Raw genomic sequence first — 25,593 nt, 5'->3', positions numbered from 1 at the left:
ATCGATGAGTCCAAGACATGTTTGTCACCGCATCGATCTCGATTCAAGATTGATCCATGGAACTCCAGCAGCTGCGCTACGTCGTCGCCGTGGCCGAGACCAACAGCTTCACCCGCGCGGCGGAGCGGTGTCTGGTCGTACAGTCCGCCCTCAGCCACCAGATCGCCCGGCTCGAACGCGAACTCGGCGCGCGGCTGTTCGCCCGAACCAGCCGGCGAGTGCGACTCACCCCCGCCGGCGAGGCGTTCCTGCCCGCCGCCCGGCAGTGCCTGGACGCGGCCGAACGGGCCGCGGCCGAGGTCGCCGCCGCCGTCGGCGAAGTACGCGGACGCCTGGCCGTCGGCCTGATCCCCACCGTCTCCGCCGCCGACATCCCCGACGCGCTCGGCGACTTCCGCCGGCGCTACCCGCGGGTACGGATCAGCCTGCGGGTCGGTGCCAGCGACGACCTGATCGAGCAGGTCCGGGACGGGACGCTCGACGTCGCCTTCCTCGGCCTGCCCACCACCGCCCACCCCCAGGGTGTGGCCGCCCACGAACTCGGCCGCGACCACCTCGTCGCGATGGTCGCCCCCGACCACCCGCTCGCCGGCGCGTCGACCGTCGACCTGCACCGGCTCTCCGCCGAGGTGTTCGTGGACCTCCCGGCCGGGACCGCCGGACGCGTCCAGTCCGACCAGGCCTTCGCGGCGGCCGGGCTCACCCGCGATGTCGCCTTCGAGATCACCACCACCGACTTCATCCCCCGCCTGGTCGGCCGCGGCCTGTGCGTGGCGATGTTGCCGGCCGCCTACGCGCCGCGCTTCGCCGGCGTCGTCACGCTGGAGATCGCCGACGCGCCGGTGCGGGTCGAATACGTCATCTGGAGCCGCTTCGCCCGCACTCCGGCGGCAAGCGCGTTCCTCGGCATTCTCGGTGTTCCCGGTCTTCCCGACACAACGACCCCGGACCGAGACGACGCGTGAGCCGACGGGCCGGAAAACCCGGACGCGCCCCCGATCCCCGGGCACGGCGTCCGGGGCAGCCGGGTAGCGAGGAGGCCGCCACCCTCCTCGGCCGTCGCCGACAGCGGCCCACGCGGGCGCGGGAAGGGCACGGCACGGCACAAACCGCGGCGCCCGCACGGCACTTCGCCCGCACGCGGATGCCCGGAACCGTGCCGTGTACCGAAGCGTGCGTGCACGATACGGTGATCCTCGTGCATCGCCATCGCGTCATCACCCCGCCGCCCCGCCACTGAGCGGGGCGTCTTTCGGGTCCGGCAGGCCGTTGCCGCCGAGGCCCCATTCGGTGCTGCCCGATGTGCAGCGATCCGCATTGAAGCGCTGACACCCCGCTCCGACGTTGTCCTCGTCCACGTCGAAGTCGGAGCTTTCCCATGTCCGCACGTTCATCGTCGTTCCTTCCGGCATCCTCCTCGGCCGCCGCCCGCAACCCGCGTGGCGGCACCAGCCTGCTGATCCTCGCCGGCCTGCTCTGGGGCACCGGCGGCCTCGCCGGCTCCCTCCTCGCCTCCCGCACGGGGCTGAGTCCGCTGGCCGTCGCCGCCTACCGCCTGCTGCTCGGCGGCATCCTGATCACCGCCTACGCCGCGGTCGGCGGTCGCCTCGGAGCCCTTCCGCGCGGACGGGCCGCATGGTCCCGGATCGCGACCGCCGGCCTGTTGCTCGCGGTCTTCCAGGCCGCGTACTTCGGTGCGGTGGCGGCCACTTCCGTCGGTCTGGCCACGCTGACCACCATGGTCGGCGTCACCGTCATGGTGACCGTCGGGTCCGCGCTGCTCGACCGGCGGCGGCCCTCGCGCCGTGCCGTCGGCACCCTCGTCGCCGCCGCGAGCGGCCTGGTCCTCCTGCTCGGCTCACCCACCGCCGGGGGCCATCGGGTGGCGGGCGCCGCACTGGCCCTGCTCGCCGCGGCGGGCTTCGCCATACTGTCCCTGGATCGCCGCGAACAACCCGCCGGCCTGGACCGCATCGCCTCCACCGGCCTGAGCTTCCTCGCCGGAGCGGCCCTGCTCCTGCCCGCCGGCCTCGTGTACGGGATGACCTTCCAGGTCCGCCTTGACACCTTCGGCGCCCTGCTCTTCCTCGGCCTGTTCCCGACCGCCGCCGCCTACACCGGCTACTTCGCCGGACTCCACCGAGCCGGCCCCGGCGCCGGCACGATCGCCGTGCTCCTGGAACCGCTCACCGCCACCGTCCTCGCCGTGCTGCTCCGCGGCGAACACGTCGACGGCCGCCGGATCCTCGGCGCTCTCCTCGTCCTGATCGCCATCTCCATCCAACAGACGGTCTCCCGCAGCACCTCCTGAACACCCGCCGGTCGCCCGGGAGTTGCCACATGTCGCAGGCCCCGGGCGATCGGCCGGCCGGGCGGGTGCGTCAGCCCGTCACGACGTCATCGCCACCGCCGTGGCCAGGAGTTCCGCCGGTGTCCCGGTGAAGTCGCGGAGCAGGTTGGCGGCCACCGTCCAGGCGTCGTCGTCGCGCAGGTGCCCACGGACCAGGTCGCGGGCATACGCGTGGCAGACGACCAGGGCGGGTGCGGCCGGGCGGGCTCCGGTCAGGATCTCGCCGGGGGTGAGCAGGCCGTCGTACAGCAGGTCGCCGAGCTCCCAGATGGGCAGGTCGCGTACCGGGGGGTCGGCGATCAGGGCGCGCGCGACGGCGGGCGATCGAATCGATCCGTGGGAGAAGAAGCCCGGTTGACGGCGGATCAGCGTCGGGAGCAGCGCCTCGGGGCAGTCCGGGTGGTACGCGGCGACGACGACCGCCGGATCACGGGCGGGCGCGGGTATCGGGCCCGGGTCCTCGGCCAGCCTGGCCCACAGGGCGGCGGGCACACGAGCAGGCAGCGCGTGCAGCACCTCCGGAGCCGGCCATGTCGCCAGGTCCGCCGCCGAGGCACGGCCCTCGACCCGGTAGTGGGTTCGGCCGCGGTGGGAGTCGAAGTACCAGATGCCCTCGTCGGCGTCCTCGAGCGACTTGCGGACGTGCGCGGGGAGTTCGTCGTCGATCGCCGCCAGCGCCTGGAGCGCGTCGCCGCGGGCGGTGATCCGCCGGGCGAGCCGGTAGGGGAACTCCCCGAGCCCGCGGCCGATGAGCGCGAGCGCGACCGGCGGGGCCAGGGTGTGCCGGCCGGCGCCGAACGCGAGCAGGTCGGCGGGTTCGAGCACGGCGACCACCTCGGCCACCAGTTCCGGATCGACCCGGGACAGCAGCAGCGACAGCGGGCTGGGGGCGCCCCGGAGCAGCTCGGACGGCCCCACCGGCGGCCGAGGTCGCGCGGCCGAATCGGCACCGACCACCGGAGGCCTCCCGGTCCCGTCGTCCCCGCCCGCCCCACCCGACTCGCGGACGTGGCGCAGCAGTTCGTACACCGTGCCCGGATACCCCGGCCCCACCCGGGCCAGCCGCAGCCACCCCTCCACGTCGTCCGGCAGCAGCGGCCGCAGCCCCGTCACGAGCGGGCCGAACGCGGCGGCCTGCGCCGAGCGGGGGCAGAAGTCGTCGACCGAACGCAACACGTCCCACGCGGGCCGGCCCGCGTGCAGGAAGTGCTCCGGCGTCACCACGTGTTCCAGCAGGGCGCGTTCGAGCGGCCGATTGGCGTGGTCGAGGGTGGCGTCGAACTCGACGACCGCGTCCGGCGGGCAACCCTCGGTGCCGGCGAGCGCGGCGGCCACGATCGGCGCGAACGGGGTCCGCCGGTGTGCCCGCCGCAGCGCGTCCCAGTCCGGCGGCGTGGCCGCGAGCGAGAGTACGTGTCGCGCCTCGGCGCGGCGCAGGCCGGGGGACCGCAGCAGCCCGACCAGTTCGTCGGTGTCCGCGTCGGCGCACGCCCCGACCTCCAGCAACATCAGCCCCTCGGGCGCGTCCAGCGCCGCGCGCACGAGCGGGGCGACCACCCGGGTGCGGTAGTTCCGCACGGACAGCGCGGCGAGCACCGCCTCCGGCCCCTCGGCCCGCCACAGCCCGACGAAAGCCTGGAGCCGGGCCCGCTCGACGACGGCCCGGTTCGGCTGCCGACCCAGCACGGCCAGCGCGTGCCGGATCAACCGGGCCTCGCGCGCGTACACCAGGGCCAGGATGTACGGCCGGGTCCGCGTCGTCGACAACATCTCGCGCAGTTCGGGGTGCGGCGGGCGGTCGCGGCTCAGGATCCGGCGCCGGATGCGGGTGTCGGCGCGCGGATTGACGAAGACCTGCCGATCCACCTCGGGGTCGTCGAGCGCGACCAGGTCCGCCAGTACGGACCGCCGCTGCCGATCGTATCGGGCGAGCGCGAGATGATCGCTCCGGTCGCCGTGCGCCAGCGCGTATTCGACCACGCCCGGCACATCCGCCAACTCGGCCAGCACCCGCCCGCGTTCGGCCGGACCGCAACGCGCGACGAGCCGGATCACCCGGTCCGGATCGGCATGCCGCCACAGCGTCGAGACGGCCCTGCTCAGCACGATCCTTCGCCCCCTTCACTCCCCACCGATGTCGGGCGCACGAACCATCGGCCCACCACCGCCCCGCCGCCGCCCAGTCTGTCAGCGCCCCCACCCGGCTGCCCGGCACGCACCGCCCGAAACCGCCCCCGGTGACGACCGTCGCGAAGCCGCCAAGATCACGGGTGCACGGTTCCGGTCGGTGGGGGCGGGGCCGGATCGACAAGGGTATCCAGGAGGTCGGCGACGAATCGGTCCAGGTCGTCCAGTCCCGCGGCGGCCAGGGTACGGCCGCCTCCCGCCAGCAGGTGCGGGATCGCGCCGTGCAGGGCGAGGGTCAACGCGGCGACCCTCTCGCGAGCGACCGGCCGGCCGGCGGCGCGCAGCGCTCGGTCGAACGCGTCGAAGTCGGCCGCGGCGATCGAGTCGAGGATGGCCCCCAGCCACGGTTTGCGCGCGGCCTCGGCCTGAAGCTCGAAGAACGCGAGCATCCGCGACCGGCCGGGACCCGCCACGTCCCCCAGGAGCGCACGGAACATCGCCGCCACCGCGTCGCGGTCGACGGGTTCCGGCCCGGGCACCCGGCCGTACAGTTCCACGCACCGCTCGGCGACGGCGCGCAGCAGCGAATCCCTGGTCGGGAAGTAGTTCTTGGCAGTGCCCGGAGGCAGCTCGGCGGCGGTGTCGACAGCGCGGTGGGTCAACCCGCGCGCTCCCGATTCCGCCAGGACCTCGATGGCCGCATCCCGCAGAAGATCCCGACGTCGCTGATTCACGCCCTCCAATCTACCCCAGACGTGGTACCACAGCTATGGTGGTTCCGTTCCAGTAGGGACAAAGGACGGTTTCTCCCGGAGGGTCGTGCGCGTCATGCCGGTCGGCTATGTGTGCACTGTGGCAACCGTCCTGCTCGGTACGGCGCTCGCCCTCGCGCCCCGGCCCCGCCCACGGTGGCTCGCCGAGTCGAGCTTCCGCGTCGGCCTGCTCGTCGACGAGATGCCCGTCTTTGCGCTGATCTGGCTTGCCGGGTGGTCGGCGTGGGCGTACGCCCAGGGCGACCTCGACTCGTTCGGCGGCCGGATCGCGGCGGCGACGGCGGCCCTGACGGCGGTCGGAATCCTCGTACTGCTCCGCCGCGCGACGCACGCCCGACCCGCCCTCGCCCGAGCCCTGACCAGCGCCCTGGGCCCGGACCACCGCCCATCCGCCGGGCCCACGACCGCGTCCACGCCCGCCCACCCCACCCGCCCATCACCGCTGCACATCGCCCTCGCCCCCTTCCTCCGGCGGCGACGCGACGTCCGGCGCATCGCGAACATCGCCTACGGCGACGCGCCCGGCGGTCGCAACCTGCTCGACGTGTACCACCCACGCCCGCGCCGGCACCGAGCCGGCAACCCCGGCTCCCCCGCCCTCGCGCCGGTGCTGATCCACCTCCACGGCGGCGGCTATCACCGCGGTCGCAAGAACAGCCAGTCGCTGCCGCTGATCCACCGCCTGGCGAGCCGGGGTTGGATCTGCGTCAGTGCGAACCATCGCCTGCGTCCGGCCGCGCAACACCCCGACCACCTCATCGATGCGAAAAAGGTCGTCGCGTGGGCGCGACAGCACGCCCACGAATACGGCGGCGACCCGAACACCCTTTTTGTATCCGGCAGTTCGGCAGGCGACCACCTCGCCGCGCTGGCCGCGCTCACCCCCGGCGACCCGGCGTACCAGCCCGGCTTCGAGGCCGTCGACACCTCGGTCACCGCCGCGATCGTGCTCAACGGCTACCTCGGCCCCTACTACGGTCAGGGTGAGGAGTCCGCCCCGGGCACCCACGTCCACCCGGACGCCCCACCGTTCTTCATCGCCCACGGCACTCTGGACACCATCGTCCCCATCGAGATCGCCCGAACCTTCGCCCGGACCCTCGAAGCCCACTCCCGCAACCCCGTCGTCTACGCCGAACTCCCGGGCGCCCTGCACGCGTTCGACCTGTTCCACTCCCCGCGCTTCGAGGCCGTCGTCGACGCCGTCGAAACCTTCGCCACCCGGGTCCTTGCCCGCACCGCGGGAGGGCGTGTTGACGGAATGAATAGTTAGGAGCCATACTACTTTCCATGCACCACGATCCACTGCCCGAGGAAACCCCCACGCTCGATCAGGCGGCCCGCCAGATCCGGCGCTACGGGCTCGACGCCGACCCGCAGGCCGTACTGGTCGCCGTGCGATTGTTGGCGGCCGGGGCGCGACTCGGGCAGGCGGTCGAGGCGCACTTCGCCGGATTCGGCCTGTCGGCCGGCCGCTATCGATTGCTGGCCGCCCTCGAGGACGCCGACGGGGAGATGACCCCCTCGGGCCTCGCCGATGCGCTCGGGGTCGCCCGGGCAACGGTGACCGGACTACTCGGCGGCCTGGAGCGGGAGGGACTGGTGCTGCGCCGACCGTCCGCCGAGGACGGCCGCTCCGCCGTGGTCGTACTGACCGCGCGGGGGGCGCGGAAGATGCGCGAGTTGGCCCCGACGCACTTCGGCCGACTCCAGGAGATGGTGAGCGCGCTCGACGCCGAGGAGCGCACCGTGTTCCTGGATCTGCTCGGTCGTGTGGTCCGGGGGATTCCGGCGCTGACGGCGGAGTAGCACCCGCCGTCACTCACCACTTACCACCCGTCATGCAGGTGTGCCGTCCCAAGGTTGTCGTCACGTGAGTGCGATGACCTGGGGTGGCCTTTTCTTCACCCATATAGTTAGGGAGCTAATTATATGGCGACCCCGAAACGGAGATCGATATCCCCATGAGGCAAGGACGTTCCACCGGACGTGGCGCCGGCCCACCCCCCTTCACGCTGTGGCGGGAGGTATTGGTCGCCTACCTCGCCCCCGCCCTGATGGCCGGAGCGGGCGGCGTGGCCACCGGGCAGCAGGAGTTGACCATCGCCGCCTGCACGTCGATCGCCGGAACCTCGGCGATCGTCGCCGCACTCGTCGGCTCCTGGCTGCAACGGCGCGGGCCCGGCCGGAGCTGGCTGACCTCGACCCCCCGGGTGATCCCGACCGTCGTCCTGGCGCTGGCAATCACCGCCCTCGCGGCGTGCGTCGGCTGGTTCGTCGGAGGCCACCTGCCGGAGCGGATCATCCCGCACCACGGGAACTGGCCGGAGCGGCTGCGCCTGGACCTGCCGCTGTCGGCGGCCCTGGCCACCACCATCATCACCTGGCGCTGGCGCGGCGCCCAACGGCACCACTCACCCACGGCACAAGGAGCACGGACATGATCGTCGTCATGGGCGCGACCGGGACCACCGGAAGCGCACTTCTCCACCGCCTGGTCGCCCTCGGCGTCCCGAGCCGCGCGCTGAGCCGGGACCCGGACGCGCTGCGCGAGCGCCTCGACGGGCCGGCCCGCGCGCTGGTGGAGGTGCGGGGCGCCGACGCGGCGGACCCGGATTCGCTGCGCAAGGCATTCGACGGCGCAAGCCAGCTGTTCCTCGCCATGGCCAACAGCCCGGCGCAGGTAACCCACGAGACGTGCGCGATCTCCGTCGCCGCCGCAACCGGCATCCGACACGTCGTCAAACTCTCGGCCCCGGAAGCCACTTCGGACTCGCCGGTGGCCGTCTCGCGCGGCCACCACACCATCGAGCAGGCACTGCGCGACACAGGCATGCCGCACACCGTGCTCCGGCCGTACGCGTTCATGCAGAAGCTGCTGACCCTCGCCCCGTCGATCGCCGCCGAAGGCGTGTTCCTGGGCAGCATGGGCAACGCCCCCTGCAACTACGTCGACTGCCGCGACATCGGCGATGTCGCCGCCGAGATCCTGACCCGCCCGGACCTCGCCGGCCACACGTACACCCTCACCGGCGACCGCACCTACACCAACCCCGAGCTGGCCGACCTGTTCAGGCGCACCCTGGGCCGCCCGATCCGCTACATCGACCTGCCGACCGAGGCCATGCACACCACCCTGACCACCACCGCCGGCCTCCCCGCCTGGCTCGCCGACCACATCGTCGAGATCCAACAACTGGCCATCACCCACCCGGAGTCCCCGACCCGAACGGTCGAAACCCTCCTGAACCGCCCCCCACGCACACTGGAGTCCTTCCTCGCGGAGAACGCCCACCACTTCCAATAGCCCCAAACACACACGCAGGCACGCCGAGGCCGAAGCCTGATCGTTGTCGTTCCTTCGCAACCACGACGATCAGGCGGCCGGGCACCGGAACACTAGCCCTAGGGTGGACGTCACGAGAGTCCGGTGACGTGATGGGTCCGGAGGCGCCATGTCCCTGCAGATGAAGTTGGTCGCGATAACGCTCGATTGCCCCGATCCACCGGCGTTGGCGGCCTTCTATCAGGAGGCGACGGGCTTCGAACCGCACCCGAAGTCGGATGCCGACTTCGCGGGGCTCAACCGCGAGGACGGACTCTTCATCGGTTTTCAGCGCGTCGACGACTACCGGGCACCCGACTGGCCCGGGCAGACGGTTCCCCAGCAATTGCACCTGTGCTTCGACGTCGTGGACCTGGACGAGGCCGAGGCCCGACTGTTGGAATGGGGCGCCGGCAAGCCGGACCACCAGCCCTATGACGCCGCCAGGACGCGGGTCCTCACCGACCCGGCCGGCCACCCCTTCTGCATCTGCCAAGCGTGACCGGGGGTTCGGATCGCGTTGGGCCGGCAGGCGTGGACGCGCCTGTGCGCAGGTATCGCTTTGTCGGGCCCGCCGACCTGACGGCCCTCGTCCGTCCGGACAACGCGGGGCGATCGATCGGCTCGGCCGCGGACGTCGACGCGTGGATCTCGGCACGCGGGCCACGCGAGGCGTGCGAACCGTTCACGTTCGTCGTCGATGTCGCGGGTGTACTTCGCCTGGCTCCGCGCCGCAGCGAGCATGTGGTGTGCGCGGGTGGGAGCGAGGTGCTGAGCGCCGGGGAGATCGCCTTCCGTTCGCACGCGGGACGATGGATCGCGGACGAGATCTGCAACCAGTCCACCGGCTACTGCCCCGACCCCGGCTCGTGGCCGGCCGTGGCCGGCGCACTGACCCGGGCCGGGATCGCGCACCCGGGCGGCTTCACCCACGAGGTGGTCTTCCGCCGCTGCCCCTCCTGTCGGCAGCTCAACATCGTCCGCGATCGGCACTACGTCTGCGCGGTCTGCGACGAGGCGCTTCCCCACGCGTGGAACGTCGACGGGGCCCGACTTCCCCGACCACGCGAAGACTTCCGCGCGAGCCCGGGTCCCGGCCCGCACGACACGTAGCCCGCCCCGGTCAGTCCGTCGGCAGCAGGCCCACATCCGACACCGGGCCGAGGTGGGCGAGCTTGTCCGGGTTCGCCACCGAGTGGATCGCCCGGATCATGCCGTCGGCGATGTCCAGTTCGACCACGCTGAGCACGCGGTCCTCGGCGTCGTGGAACACCACACCCGGTCTGCCGTTGACCAGGACCGGGTGCAGGGACGCCCCGAGCTTCCGGATCCGGCGCAGGCCGCCGACCAGCAGTTGCGCGACCCGCCGAGGGTCGGTCATCGGCCGACCGAGGGCGCGTGCCTTGCCGCCGCCGTCGCCGTGGAAGACGACGTCGGGCGCGAGCATGTCGAGCAGCGCGTCCAGGTCGCCGCCTCCGGCGGCGTCGAAGAATCGGCGTGCGAGTTCCGCGCCCTCCGCCCGCCGCGCCGGGGGCTGTGCGCTCTCTCCCGCCTCTCCGGCGGCGGCGATGCGCTGTTTGGCGCGCGTGAAGATCTGCCGGCAGTTCACCTCGGTCTTGCCGGTGATCCGTGCGACGTCCGGATAGCCGTGTCCGAACACCTCGCGCAGCATGAACACCGCCCGCTCCACCGGCGACAGGGATTCCAACAACACCAGAAACGCCATCGACAACGAATCGGCCAGCTCGGCGTGTTCGGCCGGTCCCGGCGCCTCGGCCGAGGTGACGACCGGTTCGGGCAGCCAGTCCCCCACGTACGTCTCCCGCCGTACCCGCGCCGAGCGCAGGTGGTTGATGCCCAGGCGCGTCACCGCCGTCGTCAGGTACGCCTTCGGCTCGACGATCGTCGTACCCGCCTGACAGGCGCGCGTCAGGCCCAGGAACGCGTCCTGGACGATGTCCTCGGCGTCGCCCACGGAGCCGGTCATCCCGTAGGCGATGGAGAACAGCAGCGGCCGGTATCCGATCGCGCCCGTCTCGTCCACCGCTCCACTCACGGAACGCCTCCCGCCCGGCTCATCACCGCTCATGTCCATGCCTTCCCGTCGGGGACGCCTCCGTGCGACGTCCGCAGGGTAGTCGCACGCGATGATCGGCACCGAAGCCCGCCGTGTATTCGTCACGCCCTCCAGGACAAGACACCCGGCCCGGCTGTGACACGGTGTGAGCGGCCTCACAGCCGGCCGCCCACGCCCGGACTCACCCGGGCGCGCTTCCCATCCGTACCCCGCCCCAACCGTCCTGACCGCCCGACACGACCCCGGGCGAACGTGGAAACATCCCATCGTCGGAGCCCGCTTCCCCCGCCCGGTAAGGAATCACGCCATATCGACCCGCTCGCCGACCCGGCCGACGCGTTCGACGTCATCGTGCCGTTGCTGCCCGGCTTCGGTTTCCCCGGCCCGCTCACCGGTTTTCCCGACGTCAACTTCTGGAAGGTCTCCGACCTCTGGCACACCCTGATGACCGAGACCCTGGGATACGAGAAGTACGCCGCCGGGGGCTGCGACATCGGCGGGCTCGTCTCCAGTCAACTCGGCCACAAGTACGCCGACCGCCACCCGTGGACCCCCGCCCACGACCCACCCCGGTCGTACCGGCCCCGGTCGGCGTCACCCTCGTCACCTACGAGAACCCGCCCGGCATCCACACCGCCGCCGAGCGGGTCCGGGCGTTCGAAACCGGCCCGCAGGCCGCGTGGTTCAACCACGTCAACGTCAACGCGCACGACCACGGCGGCCACTTCATCCCCTGGGAGAACCCCGACGCCTGGGTGGACGACCTGCGCCGCACCTTCCGCGGCCGCAGGCCCTGAAGCGGCGGGACCCGGCCCTCGAACGCGGCTTCGGCGGTGCCGTCACCCGCGCCCGGGAGTTCGCGTCACCTCCGGTGAGGGTGCGGCCGGGTGGGCCAGGGTGCCCGCGAAGACCGCTGCCTGGACACGGCGTTCGAAGCCGAGTTTGTGGAGCATCGTGGAGACGTAGTTCTTGACGGTCTTCTCCGCGAGATGCATACGCTCGGCGATCTGGCGGTTCGTCAAGCCCTCGGCGACCAGGTCGAAGGTGCGCCGTTCCTGGTCGGAGAGGGTGGCGACGAGCGAGTCCTCGCGGTTTCCGGTACGCACACGTTCCAGGACCTTCGCGGTACTGGCCGGATCCAGCAGCGACCGGCCGGCCGCGATCTCCCGGACGGCGCGCACCAGATCGTTGCCCCGGATCTGCTTGAGGACGTAGCCCGCGGCGCCGGCCATGATCGCGGAGAACAGCGCGTCCTCGTCGTCGTACGAGGTCAGGATCAACGCGTTGATCTCCGGGAACGACGAACGCACCGCACGACACACATCGATCCCGCTGCCATCCGGCAACCGGCCGTCCAGGATGGCGACATGCGGGCGCAGCGCCGGTATCCGGCGGGTCGCCTCCGCCGCCGACGCCGACTCGCCGACCACCTCGATGTCGCCCTCTGCGCCGAGCAGATCGGCCAGGCCGCGGCGCACGATCTCGTGGTCGTCCAGGAGGAACACCCGGATCGTCTCGCCCGGTTGCCCGGTCACCCGCCCCGGCGCGGAAGTTCGCGTGGCACCGGTGTCGCGGGGCAGGCGCGCTTCGGCGACGACTTCGGTGGTGGACCCGGCTTCCATGGTGTGTGCTCCCCGACGATGACGAACAGGCGCCACCCGGTCGGGTCGGCGTCGTGCTCATTCTGCGCGGGGCGAACCGCGCCCGACAGGGCCGGAGGTCCCGAAACCACCAGGGCCGAGAGACCTTGATCGGCGACCGCGAGCGGCGGGGCGCACCCGGCGAGAGCGATGACCGGGCCGAACGGCCCTGGGGACCGGGTATTGCGGCCCTGCCGGGCCGGCCGGATCGACGCCATGCTCGACGGGTCCGGCCGAGGACGCCGATCCCGATGCCGTCGGCGACTTTTCACCTGCGGGCAAGGGGGTACGCATGGGTGCACGGGAAGAGCGACGACATCGTGCCCCGGCGGCCACTGCGACGAGAACTCCCGGACGAGAGCCGGGACTTCGGCGGACCCACCACGTCATCAACCTTACGGGTGCATACCCCTACCCCACCCGACTCGGGAGCAGTCCATGAACCACAACCCCTCGCCCGTCCCCACCCCCGAGCGCAACGGCGCGCCCCTGCGCGACCACGTGGTCGTCGGCGTCGACGGATCCGGGCTCGCGGACCTCGCCGTCGAACAGGCCGCCGACGAAGCGGCCTTCCGAGGCGTGCCGCTGGAGGTGCTGCACGTCGTCGACCGGGCGCCGGACCGCGAGGAGGACCAGTCGGCGGCGGAACTGCGGGAGGAAGCGGAATCCCTGGTCCGAACGGCCGCCGAGCGGGCCCGGCTGCGCCATCCGGACCTGGCGATCGTCACCACGGTCGCACTCGCCCGCATCGTGCCGACCCTGGAGCAAGCCACCGACCGCGCGGCGCTCGTCGTCCTCGGCAGTCGCGGACTGGGCGGCTTCGTGGGCCTGTTGCTGGGTTCGGTGTCGTTGTCCGTCGCCGCCGCCGCGCGCTGCCCGGTCCTGGTGGTCCGCGCGCCGCACGCGAACGTCCCGCTGGACGCACCCGGCACGGTCGTCGTGGGGGTGTCCGGCATCGACTGCGCCCCCGCCGTCGAGGCCGCGTTCGCCGCTGCCCAGGCGCGCGGCGTGGCACTGCGCGCGGTACACGCGTGGGCACCCCCGGTGTCGCCCGCCGCGCCCTACGCGGCCCCGTTGTGGGTCGGCGACGACGGCCGCAAGACCGCCGAGGCCACCCTCGCCGCGGCCCTCGAACCCGTCATGAACCGCTATCGCCAGGTACCGCTGACCGAGCAGATCGTCTGCGACATCCCCACCCACGCGCTGCTCGCCGCCGGCGACGAGGCCGAGCTGGTCGTCCTGGCCGCCCACCGCCGCCACGGCCGCTTCGGACCCAACCTCGGCCGCGTCACCCACGCGCTGCTGCACCACTCCAAGGCACCGGTGCTGCTGGTCCCGATCGCCTGACCGGATCCCGTCGCCTGCCGGGCCGACCGGACGCGGCGGCCACACCCTCGACCCGGTTTGACACGATGGTCCCGAGAAAACGTCTTCGACGGATCATCGATGGTGGGGAGGGGTTGTGGCGTCGGAGCAGCGGCCGGCTTTGCCGCGGATGCGTCTGGATGAGTTGTTCGGCGGAACCTGCACATTCGGCCCCGCACCCGACGGCGGCGCACTGCTCGAATGGCGCGTACCCCTGCCCTGACGGCCTCGCGGGGCGTCGGGCTCCGCGGCGCGGCACGTGGTACCGCAGCGCTCGACAGCGCGGGCTCAGGGCCGTTCGGCCCTGTGCCACTCCCGCGCCCGGTTCGAAAGTTGAGCCATGAGCAAGCCCCCACCCACGGGCCACCCCCTCGGCCGCCGCGAAACCCTCCGCCTGATGGCAGGCGAACCGATGGGGCGCGTCATCGTCAGCGAAGGCGCCCTCCCGGCCGTCCACGTGGTGCCGTTCGCCCTCGACCGGGAATGCGTGGTGTTCCGCACCCCCGCCCGACTCCCCCCTCGCCAAGGCCGCCCTCGACACGGTGGTCGCATTCCAAACCGACCACATCGACCCCACCGCACACACCGGCTGGACCGGCACCATCACCGGCCACGCCTCCCGAATCGACGACCCCACCACACTCACCCGCCTGAACCGCCTACTCCCCACCCCCCACGACCCCCACCAGGCATGGTTCCGAATCACCTCCGAACTCGTCACCGGCCACACCCTCCACCCCCACCAGCCCCCCACCCACCCCGAAGGGCAAGGGCGCCTACCGCCTCGTCGACGACCTCGACCTCGACGCGCTGCGCCGTGACCCGAAGCCTCTCGTCGGCTTCAGCGACATCACCCACCTCCACGTGGCCCTGTGGGCCCACTGCGGACTCGCCTCCCTGCACGGCCCGTTCCCGGACGGAAGCCGAGACCGGTGCGGCCCCGCCTCGGCGACCGCGCTGCGTCGCGCGCTGACCACCACCACGCCGGTCACCCTGCACCGGGACCCCACCGAGGTCACCGCCCCGATCACCTTCGGGGGCACCGCGGTCGGCGTCCTGGTCGGCGGCAACCTCGATGCGATCCGCACCGAGGCCGGGGCCGGGCTGCCCGCGCTCGACGGAACCATCCTCTTCCTCGAACACCAACGAGGCACGGGACTGGGGGAGGTCGATCGTGCACTCACCCAACTCGCCCGCAGCGGAGCCCTGGACGGTCTGCGCGGCGTGGTGCTCGGGCAATTCCTCGGCTTCGAGCGGGACGCCGACGACCCGACCCTGGGCGGATGGGGCATCGTGGACGTCCTGCGTGAGCGACTGGGCCGGCTGGGCGTCCCCGTCCTCGGCGGCATCCCCGCCGGGCACGGCCCCCACCCGCCGACGATTCCGCTCGGCACCGAGGCAGCCCTCGACACCGCCGCCGGAACCCTCACCGTCCAGGCGGCCGTGGTCTGAGCAACAACCGCAAAACGCCTGTGCCGTCGGGGGTTCGGGATTCCCGGGGTCGGCGCGCCTACACTCCCCGCATGGCAGGACACGCGACTACGACGGCACTGTCCGATGTGCGCTTCGTGGGGCTTCGCTTCCGGCTGGTGACCCGGGGTGTGCAGCGCCCGGCGCCGGTGGAGGTGGCCGCCCTCGCGCACCACGGGATCGGGGACCTCGTCTCCTGGCGGGCGCACGCGGTGATCGAACCGCCCGAGCCCGGGAGCCCTCCCCCCGCGCCGATCACGGCCCCCGTCCCGCCGGCCGAGCCCGGATCCCTGGCCGAGGCACTGGCCGCGATCGACCGGCGGATCTCGGGCGACCACCCGCACGCGCTGATCGCGGTCCCGCCGTTCGCCGAGACGACGATCATCCGCGAACAACGCGCGTACTGCGCGGCTCTCGCGTCCTGCGTCGTGCTGGACCTGATGACTCTGGCCGCCGTCGTCCGGCCCACCGCCACGCCGCAGTCCCTGGATAACCGCCTGCGCGCCATCGGCCTCCAGCCGCCGCAGGACCGCGCGGCCACCTGGGACGCCTACGCCGTGACCCACCTGTTCCACACCCTCGTCGGCGAGGGCATCGCCGGCCGCCGCTGGTCCACCCTGGAGGACCTCGCCCGCACCGCGGGCACGTACCCGCCCCCGATCGAACCGGAGTTCCTCCCCCCGAGCGACGTACAGGAGTCCCTGTTCGACTGAACGCCGGCCGCCTGCTTCGCCGAATGTGATCCGGCCGGTGATCAGTCGGGGCGCAGGTCGCCGGCGGCGTAGCGTTTGGAGATCCTGGCGCCCGTGTCGGTGCGGAGCAGGAAGTACCAGGTGCGGTCGCGGTAGTGCCAGAGTTTGTACCGGATCGAACCGCTGTGGGGTGTGCGGTTGCGATCGTCGACCACGACGCGGACCCGGTCGCCCTCGTGGTAGGCGGGCTCGGGGATGTCCACGATTGCGGACTCCAGGACCAATGCGCGTGCCTGGTCGGTGAGTTGATCGGCTTCGAGCGCGGCACGCAGCGCCGAGGCGGCGGCCGAGAGGTCGTGGCGGGTACCGAACGGGGTCAGCTCGTGCAGGTCGAACCGCCGGTCCGGCTCGGCTCGCAGGCGGGCGATCGCATGGTGGTACATCGGGACCTCGGTCCAACCCCCGGGCGGGAGTTCGCGGTGCACCTCGCCCGACGCACCCATCGCGGACAGGATGTTCTCGGACACCAGTGGGTGCCGGACATAGGCCTCCACGACGGCCAGGCGCAGTTCCACGTCGGCAACGGCCCGGCACAGCAGGACCAGGTCGCCCGGCCTCGTGATCAGGTTGACGAAGGTCTGGTCGACGAACCGCCGGGCGTCGCGGTGCTGTTCGCCGCCCCCGAAGACGAGTCGTGCGGCGTCGGCGAACACCGTGGCGAAGACGTCCTCGTGTGCCCACAACCGGGTGGCGTGCAGTCGATCCGCGAGCAATCGGTAGCGCTGGGAGGCGGATATCGACATCAACTCGTGGACCGGGACGTGGTCGTCGATGTGCATCCGCCCGCTTCCCTCGTCCCTCGCCCCGCCCCCGTGCCGTGCGTGCCGGATCGGCGCCGACAGTCTAGCCGGCGCCGATCCGTGGTCGATCCGTGGTCGATCCGTGGTCGATCCTCACCGGGTCCGGCGGCCGCGCCCCCGCTCCGTACCCGCGCGGGTCCAGGAAGCCCGGTGCGGTGGCCGGGAGGGTGCCGAGCCGACGACGATCACGCCGGTCGCTTCCCCGATCGTGTGGGTACAGCGCTCGCTCGCGCCCAGGCATCGCGGGCACGACATGGCGCGTCGACGTCGCCCGTCGCCGGCACCGCTCCCCGCCTCGCCACCCGACGTGTTCTTCGCCGCCCCGGTCGTCGTACGCATGTTCGCTCCCATTCGGTGATGCCTATCGCCCACACCAGAAAAGCCGCCCTCGCCGCATCACGCATACGCACGACCGGACCGCCCCGGCCCCACAGGGCACATGTCCCGGGGAAATCCCCGCTCCGACCGACGCACCCGTGCGGGTGAACGGCCCGGTCGACCGATCCATATCGCGTCGGGCAAAAGCGTTTGTCGGGTGTCGTGGTGCGGACTAGCGTGCCCGTGTGGATCTCTTCTCACGCTCGTGGACGGCGTTGCGCGCGGCGGTTGCCGAGCTTTCGGACGAGGACTTCGCCCGGCCGTCGGGGTGTACCGGCTGGCTGGTGCGGGACCTGGTGTGCCACCTGGTCATCGACGCGCAGGACGTCCTGATCACACTCGTGACGCCCGCCGATACGGAGCCGACGCGCGATGCGGTGACGTATTGGGAGGTCCCCGAGACGCCACCGACCGGTGACGATCCGCTCGACGCGTTGACGGTTCGGCTGGCCGCCGCGTACCAGGATCCCCGGTTGCTGAAGTTCCACCTCGACGACGTGGGCTCGGCCGCCGGGCGTGCGGCCGAACTGGCGGATCCGGAACTGCGCGTCGGTACGCGGGACCAGGTGCTCACCGTGGCCGACTACCTGTCCGTGTACGTCCTGGAGTGGACCCTGCACCACCTCGACCTCATCGCACACCTCCCGGACGCGGCGGGCCCGCCCGCCGAGGGGCCGGCCCGGACCCGCGAGCTGCTGGAGCGGATCGCCGGGGCCTCCTTCCCGGCGTCGTGGTCGGACCGGGACGCGCTGCTGGTCGGTACCGGGCGGCGCGCGGCGACGGACGGGGAGCGGGCCGAACTGGGCGATCTCGCGGAGCGGCTGCCGCTTTTCCTCGGCTGACGGTTCGGGGCGGGGCTCACGAGGTGCGCCGTGTGCGCTGTTAGGGTCCGTCGATGACAAGAATCGTGCCCTACACCGGTGCCGAGAAGGAGAGTCTGCTCGCCAGTCTCGATCGACATCGTGATGCGGTCCTGTGGAAGCTCGACGGTCTCGACGACGACGCGCTGCGGCGACCGATGACGCCCTCGGGGACCAATCTGCTGTCCCTGGTCAAGCACTTGGCGGCGGTCGAGTACGGGTGGTTCTGTACGACCTTCGGGCGCGAGACCGAGCCGCTGTGGTTCGACCCGGAAGACGACATGACCGTGCTGCCGAGCGAGTCCACGGCCGACCTCGTCGCCTTCTACGGCCGGGCGCGGGTCGCCGCCGACCGGGTCGTCGGCGAACTCGGCCTGGACGACGTCGGCACGTCCTGGAACGGCATTACGGTGTCCCTGCGCTGGGTCCTGATCCACATGATCGAGGACACGGCGCGGCACGCCGGCCACATGGACATCGTGCGCGAACTCCTCGACGGGGCGATCGGCGACCACCCGCGTCCCTGATTCCCGCTCCGCCGCGGCGACTCGGCCCCGGTGCGGCGTGGAGACTACTTCCGGGGGAGCATGGGCTTTGCTGTGCCATGCCCCCCGCGGAGCACGCGAGGAGCCTTCTCCCGTCGGATGCGGGCGCCGGGGGGCGCGGGCGAGAGTTGTTCTCGTCAGGGCGGCTGCGCGGGGCGGAGGCGTCCGCCCCGCCCGGTGTGCCGCCGCGTCCGGGCCGGGTCGTGTACCGGCGCTTTCGACCACCGACGGGGAACTGCTGTGGAGCACCGACCAACCGAGAACGGCACCGACGACGAAGCCGGTCCCGAGGTCGACGCCGACACCGGCGCCGACGGGGCGGAGGGCGGCGGCCGGGGTGACGAGGCCGGCTCGGCCACCGAGGCCCGGCCGGGCGGCGCCAAAACGACCGCGATGGTGACCGAGGCGGCGGCGGGTATCGGCGCCTCCACGGCCGACCCGCCCTCGGACGCCGACCATCCGGCCACGGACCCGCCGTCCGACGGCACCCCGCCGCCCCGGACGCGGTCGCGGCTTCGCCGTTGGGGGCGGCGGATCGCGTTGACCTGCGTCGTGACGCTGGTCGCCGTGACGCTCGCGTCGTTCACGTACAACGCGTTCACCGACGACCGGGCCGACCCGCCTGAAGGGCTGACCTACGTACAGGCGGCCGACATCCGTACTCGCTACCAGACGTGGGGCACGTCCGGGTCGCCCGTCGTCCTCGTGCACGGTGCCTTCGAGTCCGTCGACACCTGGTCGCGGCTGGCTCCGCTGCTGGCCCGCGACCACCGGGTCTACGCGCTCGATCTGACCGGATACGGCTACAGCCAACGGCGCGGGCCGTACACGGTCGACCACCTCACCCGGCAACTCCTGGGTTTCCTGGACGCGATGCACCTGGGTGGTCCGGGTGAACGGCCGCTGCTGGTGGGCCACTCCAGCGGGGCCGCGATGGTCGCGGAGGCGGCCCTGCGCGCGCCCGAGCGGATCGGGGGGATGATGCTCCTCGACGGCGACGCGCTCGACACCGGCGCCGGTCCGCCGTCCGCGCTCAAGTACGTGCTGATCGACCCGTTCCGCACCAGCCTGCTGCGGATCGGGCTCGGTACGGACTGGCTGATCCGGAAGGTGTACGGCTCGCAGTGCGGACCGGAGTGCCCTCGGCTCGACGGCGCGGGGGTCGACCAGTGGCGGCGGCCCTTCCAGGTGGCGGGCGCCGAGGGCGCGCTGTGGAGCATGCTCGGCGAGGGCGTGTTGGGTATATCCGCCGACCGCCTGCAGCGGCTGCGCGACGTGCCCATGCCCAAGTCGGTGGTCTTCGGCGCGAACGACGACGTGTTCGACCACAAGACCCCCACCGAAACCGCCGACCGCATAGGCGCCCCGCCCCCCACGCTCATCCCCAAGTCCCGCCACCTCCCCATGATCTCCGCCCCCGAGGCGGTAGCCACCGCGATCGACGCGGTCCCGGCCCGGCAATAGCCGGCAAACGCCCGACCGACCATCCCGGCCGACCCGAAAGCGGCGGAACGCAAGTTCTGCCGCCGCTGACCCAGGCCCGGCCGGCGCCGGGACACCACCCCGCAGGGGTGTGGTTTTCCGCAGGTGGACCCGGTGCTCGGCCCCATGTCGCGGCCGTCCGCGCTCCAGCAGGCTGCTTGTACCGGTGATTCGGGGCCCGTTCGCGGGAGCGGGCCCCACCGGGCGAGCGAGGAGGTCGGCGGATGCCGAGGAGCAGGACGCGGGGCGGGTCGGCTGCCGGGTACGCGCCGGCCACATCGCCGGTGGCGGCGCGGGCGCGGGGGTTGGTCAAGGAGTACGGGTCCGGCGCCGGTCGGGTCACGGCGTTGGCCGGGGTGGACGTGGAGCTGATGCGCGGCGGCTTCACCGCGATCATGGGGCCGTCCGGTTCGGGCAAGTCGACGCTGATGCAGTGTCTGGCCGGGCTGGACACCGCCACCCGGGGCGACGTGGCGATCGGGGACACCGAACTCGGCGATCTGGACGACACCGCGCTGACCGAACTGCGGCGCGACCGGCTCGGGTTCGTCTTCCAGGCGTTCAACCTGCTGCCGACGCTCTCCGCGCTGGAGAACATCACGCTGCCGGTCGAGATCGCCGGGCGGCGGGTGGATCGGACGCATCTGGACCGGATCGTCGAGGCCACCGGACTGGCCGATCGACTGGGCCATCGCCCGAGTGGGCTTTCCGGCGGTCAGCAACAACGGGTCGCGGTGGCAAGGGCGTTGGTGGCCCGGCCGGAGTTGGTCTTCGCCGACGAGCCGACCGGGAACCTGGACTCCCGGGCCGGCGTCCGGGTCCTGGACCTGCTCCGACGCGGGGTGGACGAGTGGGGTCAGACCGTGGTGATGGTGACACACGATCCGCGCGCGGCGGCGTACGCGGACCGGGTGGTGTTCCTGGCCGACGGTCGGATCGTGGACGATCTGGCCGACCCCACGGCGGACGGCGTTTTCGAGCGTATGCGCGGACTGGACGGGGGGCCGGGACACGACGGCCCGGACGGTCGGGGCGGCGTCGATCACGGCGCCGGTGGTCGGGCCGACCGGGGCCTCGCCGGTCGGGGCCCCGTCCGCGACGGCGTGCGCGGGGTGTGGCGATGATCCTGGCCCGCATCTGCCTGCGCGGAGTGCTCGCGCATCGGACCCGCATGCTCCTGGCGCTGGTGGCGATCGTGCTGGGCACCGCGTTCGTGGCCGGGACCCTGGTGTTCCGGGACTCGGTCGCGGCGTCGACCCGCGCGGCGTTCGCCGACGCGGCGGCCCGAGCCGAGGGGGTGCGCAGTGTGTACGGGCGGGTGCACGTCCCGGACACCGTGGTACTGGACGGCCGGGGCGCACCGCTGCGTGCGCGCGGCAGCCTCGTCGCGGACTGGCCGGCCGGCGCCGCGCCGCGCCTGGATCGCGGTCGCGCGCCGACCGGCCCGGCGGAGGCGGTCGTGGCGGCGAAGCACGCGCGGGCGCATGGGATCGGCCTCGGCGACCGCCTGCGGGTGGCGGCCGTGCCCGGGACGTTCGAGGCGACCGTGGTGGGCATCGCCCAGGACCGGGCGGGCCGGGTCGGGGACGCCGAGGTGTTCCTGGACCCGACGACGGCGCGACGCGGCCTCCTCGGCGGGGCCGACACCTTCACCTCGGTCGCGGTCGAGGCCGCGCCCGGGGTCGCCGACACCCGACTGCGGCAGGCGGTCCTGGCCGCGTTGCCCGACGCCGCGCCCTATACGGTCCGCACCCGCGACGGGGAGGCCGCCGCACGCGGGGACGCCGCCGGGGCCTCGTTGGACCTGGTCACCTACATCCTGCTCGGCTTCGCCGGGATCTCGGTGCTGGTCGGGGTGTTCCTGATCGGCAACACCTTCTCGATGCTGGTCGCCGCACGCACACGACAGAGCGGACTGTTGCGCGCCGTCGGCGCCCGACGCGGGCAGGTGAACCGGCTGGTGCTCGGCGAGGCCGGCGTGTTGGGCGTCGCGGGTTCGACGCTCGGTCTGGCCCTGGGCGTGGCACTGGCGGTCGGGCTGATCCGGCTGGTCGGGCCGGTCGGCGACGCCCCGGCGGCGGGTGGGCCGACGGTGCGGCCGGGTACGCCGGTGGTGGTGTACGCGGTCGGGGTGCTGATCACCCTGGCGGCGGCCTGGCTGCCCGCGCGCCGGGCCGGCCGGGTGCCGCCGATAACCGCCCTGCGGGGTGTGACCGGCCCGACCGATGCGCGGTCGCCGCGTGCTCGAACGGTGCTCGCCGCAGTGGCGGGCGTCCTCGGCGGGGGTGCGCTGCTGCTCGCGGTCCGGGCCGACGAACTCGCCGCCACCGGGCCGCTGCTCGCGGTCGGCGTACTGCTCACGCTGCTCGCGACCGTCGCCGGCGCCCCGTTCCTGAGCGTCTGCGCGGTGCGCGGCCTGGACCGACTGCTCGCCCGCCGATCCGGACCGATCGGCCGGCTCGCGCGTGGCAATACCATCCGTGACCCGCGCCGCACCGGCGCCACGGCCTCGGCCCTGATGATCGGCATCGCCCTGGTGAGCTTCCTGTCCCTGCTCGCCGCGTCGCTGGTGACCTCCGTGGACGGCCAACTGCAACGCACCATGAACGCCGACTACTTCGTGATGTCCAGCCGGCCGATGACCGAACAGGTCGCGCGTACCATCCGCGAGACGCCGGGCCTGGATCACATCACCGCGCAAAAGACCGTGCGGGCCGATCTGATCACCGCGCACGGCACCGATCGCGACCACGATCTGACCGCCACCACCGAACGTTTCACCGACGACTTCCGGCTGCGTTTCACCGCCGGCGACGCCCGCTCGACGCTGGCGCCGGGCGGGGACGGGATCACCGTTCCGCAGGCGTTCGCCGAGGAGTACCGGCTCGCGCTCGGCGATCCCGTCGCGGTGCGTTTCCACGGCGGCGGCACGGCCCGGCTCCGGGTGGGCGCAATCGTGCGCGACGGCGACGTGTTCGCGTCCGGTGCCACGTACGTCGGCACACACGTCGTGCGCGCGCAGTTGCCGGCCGACCAAGTGCCCCTGGACGACGTGTACTTCGCCACCGCCGCGGCGGGAGCGGATCGGACCCGGGTGGCCGACGACCTCGAACGGCGGTTGGCCGCGCACCCGCAGACGAAGGTCCGCGATCGGGAGAGCTACCGTGCGGCGCTGCACGACACCGTGGCACTGGCCCTGGACCTGGTGTACGCGCTGTTGGCGCTGGCGATCCTGGTCGCCGTGCTCGGCGTGGTCAACACACTCGCGCTGTCCGTGGTCGAACGCACCCGCGAACTCGCGCTGTTGCGCGCGCTCGGCCTCACTCGACGGCGGGTCCGGCGGATGATCCGCGCGGAGGCGGTGCTGATCTCCGTGGTCGGCGCGCTCCTCGGGCTGATCCCCGGCCTGGTCTGGGGTGTGGCCACCCGGCGCGTACTGGCCGACAAGGGCCTGGACACCCTGACCGTGCCGTGGTCGACCTGCGCGGCCGTCCTGCTCGGCGCGATCGCCGTGGGCGTGCTCGCCGCCTGGCTGCCGGCGCGCCGGGCGACCCGGGTCCCGCTGTCCGAGGCGATGGCCGGGGGCGGCTGAATCGGCGACCCGGGTGGCCGGGGCGGTCGGCTGGGCCGGCAGGCTCGTTGGCTCCGGTTGCCGATCGGAGGGCTGGGTGCGCGACGAGGGAGGGAAGGGACCTTGCGGGGTTCGGGATCTGCGTCGGAACACGCATCGGAGTATGCGGCGGACCACGCGGCGGAGTACGCGACGGACCACGCGGCCGACCCGGCGGCTCGGGCCCCCGGGTTGCGATCGATGGTGCGCAGTCGGGCCGAGGCCGCCGGTGCGGCCGTACGAACGCTGGCGCTGGGCGCCCTCACCGCGATCCTCGTGCTGCTCTTCCTGATCCTGGCCGGCCCGGTGTGGGCGGTGACCGGGCCACGTGAGTCCGCGCACGCCCGCCCCCTCGCGCGCGCCGCCCGGGCGTTGGCCGGGTGGGAGCGGCGGCGGCTGGCCCCACCGGGTGCGGTGCCGCCGCTGCCGACCGACACCCGCCGTCTGGTCCGGTATCTGGCCGCGCATGTCCCGGTGGGGCTGCTCGGCGGCGCCGTACTCGCGCTGGTCGTCGCCGGGGTCGGGTTCGGCGCGGTGATGGTGGGTGCGTGGTTGTCGGGCAGTCCGAATACGACCACGGCCGACGTGGCGATCCTCGTTGTGCCCGGGGCCGCCCTGCTGTGCCTGGCCGGCTACGGTCTGGTCGGGCTCGCGGACACCGATCACGTGCTGGCCCGGCGGCTGCTCGGGCCGGATCCGAGCGAGGTGTTGCGGCGTCGGGTGCACGAGTTGGCGGCGAGCCGGGCGGGCGTGGTGGAGGCGGTGCACGAGGAGCGGCGGCGGATCGAGCGGGATCTGCACGACGGGGTGCAGCAGCGTCTGGTCGCCCTGGGCATGCTGCTCGGCCGGGCGCGGCGCGGCGGCGATCCGGCGCGGACCGACGAGTTGTTGCGCCAAGCGCACGAGCAGGCCCAGCAGGCGCTGACCGATCTGCGGGACGTGGCGTGGCGGATCCATCCCACGGGGTTGGACGACGGCGGGTTGCGCGCGGTCCTGGAGACGATTGCCGAGCGGGCGCCGGTGCGGGTCGAACTGGACTACGGCGTACGCTCGGAGCCGGCGCCGATCGTCGCAACGGTGGTCTACTTCGTGGTCGCCGAGGCGGTCACCAACACGGCCAAGCACGCCCGCGCCGACGTGGTGACGGTGACCGTGGCCGACGTGAGCGGCCGGACAGGTGACCAAAGCGGCGACCGGATCGCCGTACGGATCGTCGACGACGGTGTGGGCGGCGCGGATCCGGCCGGCGGCGGGCTGTCCGGCCTGGCCCGACGGGTCGGCGCGCTCGACGGAACCCTGCGGGTCGACAGTCCGCCCGGGGGACCCACCACGATCACGGCGGAGGTACCGTGCGCATAGTGTTGGCCGACGATTCGGCGCTGCTGCGGGAGGGGTTGGCCCGACTGCTCGCCGACGAGGGGCACGAGGTGGTCGCCGGTGTGGGCGACGGCGAGGCGATGGTCGAGGCGGTCGCCGCACACGCGCCCGACGTGGTGGTGGCCGACGTACGCATGCCGCCGACGCACACCGACGAGGGGCTGCGGGCAGCCTTGGAGGTGCGCCGCCGACAGCCGGGCGTGGGCGTGCTGGTCCTGTCCCAGTACATCGAAAAGCGCTACGCGGTCGAGTTGTTGACCCAAGACGGCGCGGCGGTCGGCTACCTGCTCAAGGACCGTGTCGCACACGTCGACGACTTCCTCGACGCGCTGGCCCGGGTTGCCGCCGGCGGCGCGGCCTTCGACCCGGAGGTGGTCCGCCAACTGTTGTCCCGGACCACCCACACCGACCCCCTGGACCGGCTGACCGCCCGGGAGTCCGAGGTCCTGGCGCACATGGCCGAGGGCCGCACCAACGCGGCCGTCGCCAAGGCCCTGCACATTTCGCAGAGCGCCGTCGAGAAGCACGCGAACGCCATCTTCGACAAACTGGACCTGCCGCACGGCCCCGAAACCGGGTACAGCCGACGGGTCCTGGCCATCCTGCGCTATCTGGGCTCCTGACCCCGCCACGAGCGTCGACGGGCCGAGGGCATCCGGGAA

24 protein-coding genes and 1 pseudogene are annotated in these 25,593 nt (G+C 72.7%); 19 read left to right on the top strand and 6 right to left on the bottom strand.

Translation table 11 applies throughout. The annotated features are described in order from the left end of the window. Positions 1 to 56 precede the first annotated feature (56 nt). A complete protein-coding gene (locus ACMXN5_RS43730) occupies positions 57 to 965 on the top strand; it encodes a LysR family transcriptional regulator (RefSeq protein ID WP_439680426.1) in 909 nt (302 codons plus the stop codon). 252 nt (positions 966 to 1,217) lie between these two features. On the opposite strand, the gene ACMXN5_RS43725 is transcribed toward ACMXN5_RS43730, so the two are convergent. After that, a complete protein-coding gene (locus ACMXN5_RS43725) occupies positions 1,218 to 1,394 on the bottom strand; it encodes a hypothetical protein (protein WP_395792402.1) in 177 nt (58 codons plus the stop codon). Between ACMXN5_RS43725 and ACMXN5_RS43720 the strand changes: the two genes are divergently transcribed. Next, positions 1,379 to 2,311 carry a DMT family transporter gene (locus ACMXN5_RS43720; protein ID WP_439680425.1) on the top strand — a complete coding sequence of 311 codons (933 nt, stop codon included), beginning with the start codon at positions 1,379 to 1,381 and terminating at the stop codon, positions 2,309 to 2,311. The genes ACMXN5_RS43725 and ACMXN5_RS43720 overlap by 16 nt on opposite strands. A 78-nt stretch (positions 2,312 to 2,389) precedes the next feature. Here the strand turns inward: ACMXN5_RS43720 and ACMXN5_RS43715 are convergent, their stop codons facing one another. Continuing rightward, positions 2,390 to 4,456 (bottom strand): hypothetical protein, encoded by a 2,067-nt coding sequence (locus ACMXN5_RS43715; protein WP_439680424.1) that lies wholly within the window; start codon positions 4,454 to 4,456, stop codon positions 2,390 to 2,392. 158 nt (positions 4,457 to 4,614) lie between these two features. After that, a complete protein-coding gene (locus tag ACMXN5_RS43710; protein WP_439680423.1) occupies positions 4,615 to 5,211 on the bottom strand; it encodes a TetR/AcrR family transcriptional regulator in 597 nt (198 codons plus the stop codon). 118 nt (positions 5,212 to 5,329) lie between these two features. On the opposite strand from ACMXN5_RS43710, the gene ACMXN5_RS43705 reads away from it, so the two are divergent. From ACMXN5_RS43705 to ACMXN5_RS43680, 6 genes are all read left to right on the top strand, one after another. Beyond that, positions 5,330 to 6,523, top strand: coding sequence for an alpha/beta hydrolase (locus tag ACMXN5_RS43705; RefSeq protein ID WP_439680422.1), 1,194 nt, complete (start codon positions 5,330 to 5,332; stop codon positions 6,521 to 6,523). A 17-nt stretch (positions 6,524 to 6,540) separates the two neighbouring features. Further along, positions 6,541 to 7,059 (top strand): MarR family winged helix-turn-helix transcriptional regulator, encoded by a 519-nt coding sequence (locus tag ACMXN5_RS43700; protein WP_439680421.1) that lies wholly within the window; start codon positions 6,541 to 6,543, stop codon positions 7,057 to 7,059. Between the two features lie 155 nt (positions 7,060 to 7,214). Further along, positions 7,215 to 7,694 (top strand): hypothetical protein, encoded by a 480-nt coding sequence (locus tag ACMXN5_RS43695; protein ID WP_439680420.1) that lies wholly within the window; start codon positions 7,215 to 7,217, stop codon positions 7,692 to 7,694. Continuing rightward, entirely contained in the window at positions 7,691 to 8,557 is an 867-nt protein-coding gene (locus ACMXN5_RS43690; RefSeq protein WP_439680419.1) for an NmrA family NAD(P)-binding protein, read from the top strand. Before ACMXN5_RS43695 ends, ACMXN5_RS43690 begins: the two co-directional genes overlap by 4 nt. 148 nt (positions 8,558 to 8,705) lie before the next feature. Beyond that, entirely contained in the window at positions 8,706 to 9,077 is a 372-nt protein-coding gene (locus ACMXN5_RS43685; protein ID WP_439680418.1) for a VOC family protein, read from the top strand. Positions 9,078 to 9,121: 44 nt separating this feature from the next. Beyond that, a complete protein-coding gene (locus ACMXN5_RS43680; RefSeq protein WP_439680417.1) occupies positions 9,122 to 9,688 on the top strand; it encodes a hypothetical protein in 567 nt (188 codons plus the stop codon). Positions 9,689 to 9,698: 10 nt separating this feature from the next. Here the strand turns inward: ACMXN5_RS43680 and sigJ are convergent, their stop codons facing one another. Next, positions 9,699 to 10,631 carry an RNA polymerase sigma factor SigJ gene (gene sigJ / locus ACMXN5_RS43675; protein ID WP_439680416.1) on the bottom strand — a complete coding sequence of 311 codons (933 nt, stop codon included), beginning with the start codon at positions 10,629 to 10,631 and terminating at the stop codon, positions 9,699 to 9,701. Between the two features lie 321 nt (positions 10,632 to 10,952). Between sigJ and ACMXN5_RS43670 the strand changes: the two are divergent. After that, a pseudogene (locus ACMXN5_RS43670) lies at positions 10,953 to 11,449 on the top strand (alpha/beta fold hydrolase); the annotation flags it as partial. 42 nt (positions 11,450 to 11,491) lie between these two features. Here the strand turns inward: ACMXN5_RS43670 and ACMXN5_RS43665 are convergent. Then, positions 11,492 to 12,274 carry a response regulator gene (locus ACMXN5_RS43665; protein WP_439680415.1) on the bottom strand — a complete coding sequence of 261 codons (783 nt, stop codon included), beginning with the start codon at positions 12,272 to 12,274 and terminating at the stop codon, positions 11,492 to 11,494. 456 nt (positions 12,275 to 12,730) lie between these two features. On the opposite strand from ACMXN5_RS43665, the gene ACMXN5_RS43660 reads away from it, so the two are divergent. The 3 genes from ACMXN5_RS43660 (at position 12,731) to ACMXN5_RS43650 (ending at position 15,840) form a co-directional block, all read left to right on the top strand. Next, positions 12,731 to 13,639 (top strand): universal stress protein, encoded by a 909-nt coding sequence (locus ACMXN5_RS43660; RefSeq protein WP_439680414.1) that lies wholly within the window; start codon positions 12,731 to 12,733, stop codon positions 13,637 to 13,639. Positions 13,640 to 14,521: 882 nt separating this feature from the next. Beyond that, positions 14,522 to 15,109: a hypothetical protein gene (locus ACMXN5_RS43655; RefSeq protein WP_439680413.1), complete on the top strand. Its 588-nt coding sequence runs from the start codon at positions 14,522 to 14,524 to the stop codon at positions 15,107 to 15,109. Positions 15,110 to 15,180: 71 nt separating this feature from the next. Beyond that, positions 15,181 to 15,840 carry a hypothetical protein gene (locus ACMXN5_RS43650; protein WP_439680412.1) on the top strand — a complete coding sequence of 220 codons (660 nt, stop codon included), beginning with the start codon at positions 15,181 to 15,183 and terminating at the stop codon, positions 15,838 to 15,840. A 41-nt stretch (positions 15,841 to 15,881) separates the two neighbouring features. Here ACMXN5_RS43650 and ACMXN5_RS43645 read toward each other — a convergent pair whose 3' ends face one another. Further along, complete coding sequence (locus ACMXN5_RS43645) at positions 15,882 to 16,658, bottom strand: hypothetical protein (protein ID WP_439680411.1); 777 nt, start codon at positions 16,656 to 16,658, stop codon at positions 15,882 to 15,884. 584 nt (positions 16,659 to 17,242) lie between these two features. On the opposite strand from ACMXN5_RS43645, the gene ACMXN5_RS43640 reads away from it, so the two are divergent. From ACMXN5_RS43640 to ACMXN5_RS43610, 7 genes are all read left to right on the top strand, one after another. After that, the gene (locus tag ACMXN5_RS43640) at positions 17,243 to 17,899 is read left to right on the top strand and encodes a maleylpyruvate isomerase N-terminal domain-containing protein (RefSeq protein WP_439680410.1); all 657 of its coding nucleotides are present in this window, start codon (positions 17,243 to 17,245) and stop codon (positions 17,897 to 17,899) included. A gap of 53 nt (positions 17,900 to 17,952) precedes the next feature. Beyond that, positions 17,953 to 18,444, top strand: a complete 492-nt coding sequence (locus ACMXN5_RS43635; protein ID WP_439680409.1) for a DinB family protein — start codon at positions 17,953 to 17,955, stop codon at positions 18,442 to 18,444. 258 nt (positions 18,445 to 18,702) lie between these two features. Then, entirely contained in the window at positions 18,703 to 19,926 is a 1,224-nt protein-coding gene (locus ACMXN5_RS43630) for an alpha/beta fold hydrolase (RefSeq protein WP_439680408.1), read from the top strand. 242 nt (positions 19,927 to 20,168) lie between these two features. Continuing rightward, complete coding sequence (locus tag ACMXN5_RS43625; RefSeq protein WP_439680407.1) at positions 20,169 to 21,068, top strand: ABC transporter ATP-binding protein; 900 nt, start codon at positions 20,169 to 20,171, stop codon at positions 21,066 to 21,068. Next, positions 21,065 to 23,536: an ABC transporter permease gene (locus tag ACMXN5_RS43620; RefSeq protein WP_439680406.1), complete on the top strand. Its 2,472-nt coding sequence runs from the start codon at positions 21,065 to 21,067 to the stop codon at positions 23,534 to 23,536. The genes ACMXN5_RS43625 and ACMXN5_RS43620 overlap by 4 nt, the downstream gene beginning before the upstream one ends. Positions 23,537 to 23,755: 219 nt before the next feature. After that, positions 23,756 to 24,913: a sensor histidine kinase gene (locus tag ACMXN5_RS43615; RefSeq protein ID WP_439680405.1), complete on the top strand. Its 1,158-nt coding sequence runs from the start codon at positions 23,756 to 23,758 to the stop codon at positions 24,911 to 24,913. Further along, complete coding sequence (locus tag ACMXN5_RS43610) at positions 24,904 to 25,554, top strand: response regulator (protein WP_439680404.1); 651 nt, start codon at positions 24,904 to 24,906, stop codon at positions 25,552 to 25,554. The genes ACMXN5_RS43615 and ACMXN5_RS43610 overlap by 10 nt, the downstream gene beginning before the upstream one ends. Positions 25,555 to 25,593: the final 39 nt, after the last annotated feature.

The organism is Embleya australiensis, from assembly GCF_051903075.1.
Taxonomy (GTDB): Bacteria; Actinomycetota; Actinomycetes; order Streptomycetales; family Streptomycetaceae; genus Embleya.
Note: the sequence above shows the minus strand (reverse complement) of the source record. Positions and strands in the feature narration are given on the sequence as shown.

Excerpts from the sequence above, each read along its gene's own strand:
- ACMXN5_RS43730 (WP_439680426.1), top strand. The coding sequence starts at position 57 with ATGGAACTCCAGCAGCTGCGCTACGTCGTCGCCGTGGCCGAGACCAAC.
- ACMXN5_RS43720 (WP_439680425.1), top strand. The coding sequence starts at position 1,379 with ATGTCCGCACGTTCATCGTCGTTCCTTCCGGCATCCTCCTCGGCCGCC.
- ACMXN5_RS43725 (WP_395792402.1), bottom strand. The coding sequence starts at position 1,394 with ATGAACGTGCGGACATGGGAAAGCTCCGACTTCGACGTGGACGAGGAC.
- ACMXN5_RS43700 (WP_439680421.1), top strand. The coding sequence starts at position 6,541 with ATGCACCACGATCCACTGCCCGAGGAAACCCCCACGCTCGATCAGGCG.
- ACMXN5_RS43695 (WP_439680420.1), top strand. The coding sequence starts at position 7,215 with ATGAGGCAAGGACGTTCCACCGGACGTGGCGCCGGCCCACCCCCCTTC.
- ACMXN5_RS43690 (WP_439680419.1), top strand. The coding sequence starts at position 7,691 with ATGATCGTCGTCATGGGCGCGACCGGGACCACCGGAAGCGCACTTCTC.
- ACMXN5_RS43685 (WP_439680418.1), top strand. The coding sequence starts at position 8,706 with ATGTCCCTGCAGATGAAGTTGGTCGCGATAACGCTCGATTGCCCCGAT.
- ACMXN5_RS43665 (WP_439680415.1), bottom strand. The coding sequence starts at position 12,274 with ATGGAAGCCGGGTCCACCACCGAAGTCGTCGCCGAAGCGCGCCTGCCC.
- ACMXN5_RS43660 (WP_439680414.1), top strand. The coding sequence starts at position 12,731 with ATGAACCACAACCCCTCGCCCGTCCCCACCCCCGAGCGCAACGGCGCG.
- ACMXN5_RS43650 (WP_439680412.1), top strand. The coding sequence starts at position 15,181 with ATGGCAGGACACGCGACTACGACGGCACTGTCCGATGTGCGCTTCGTG.
- ACMXN5_RS43645 (WP_439680411.1), bottom strand. The coding sequence starts at position 16,658 with ATGCACATCGACGACCACGTCCCGGTCCACGAGTTGATGTCGATATCC.
- ACMXN5_RS43635 (WP_439680409.1), top strand. The coding sequence starts at position 17,953 with ATGACAAGAATCGTGCCCTACACCGGTGCCGAGAAGGAGAGTCTGCTC.
- ACMXN5_RS43625 (WP_439680407.1), top strand. The coding sequence starts at position 20,169 with ATGCCGAGGAGCAGGACGCGGGGCGGGTCGGCTGCCGGGTACGCGCCG.
- ACMXN5_RS43620 (WP_439680406.1), top strand. The coding sequence starts at position 21,065 with ATGATCCTGGCCCGCATCTGCCTGCGCGGAGTGCTCGCGCATCGGACC.
- ACMXN5_RS43615 (WP_439680405.1), top strand. The coding sequence starts at position 23,756 with ATGGTGCGCAGTCGGGCCGAGGCCGCCGGTGCGGCCGTACGAACGCTG.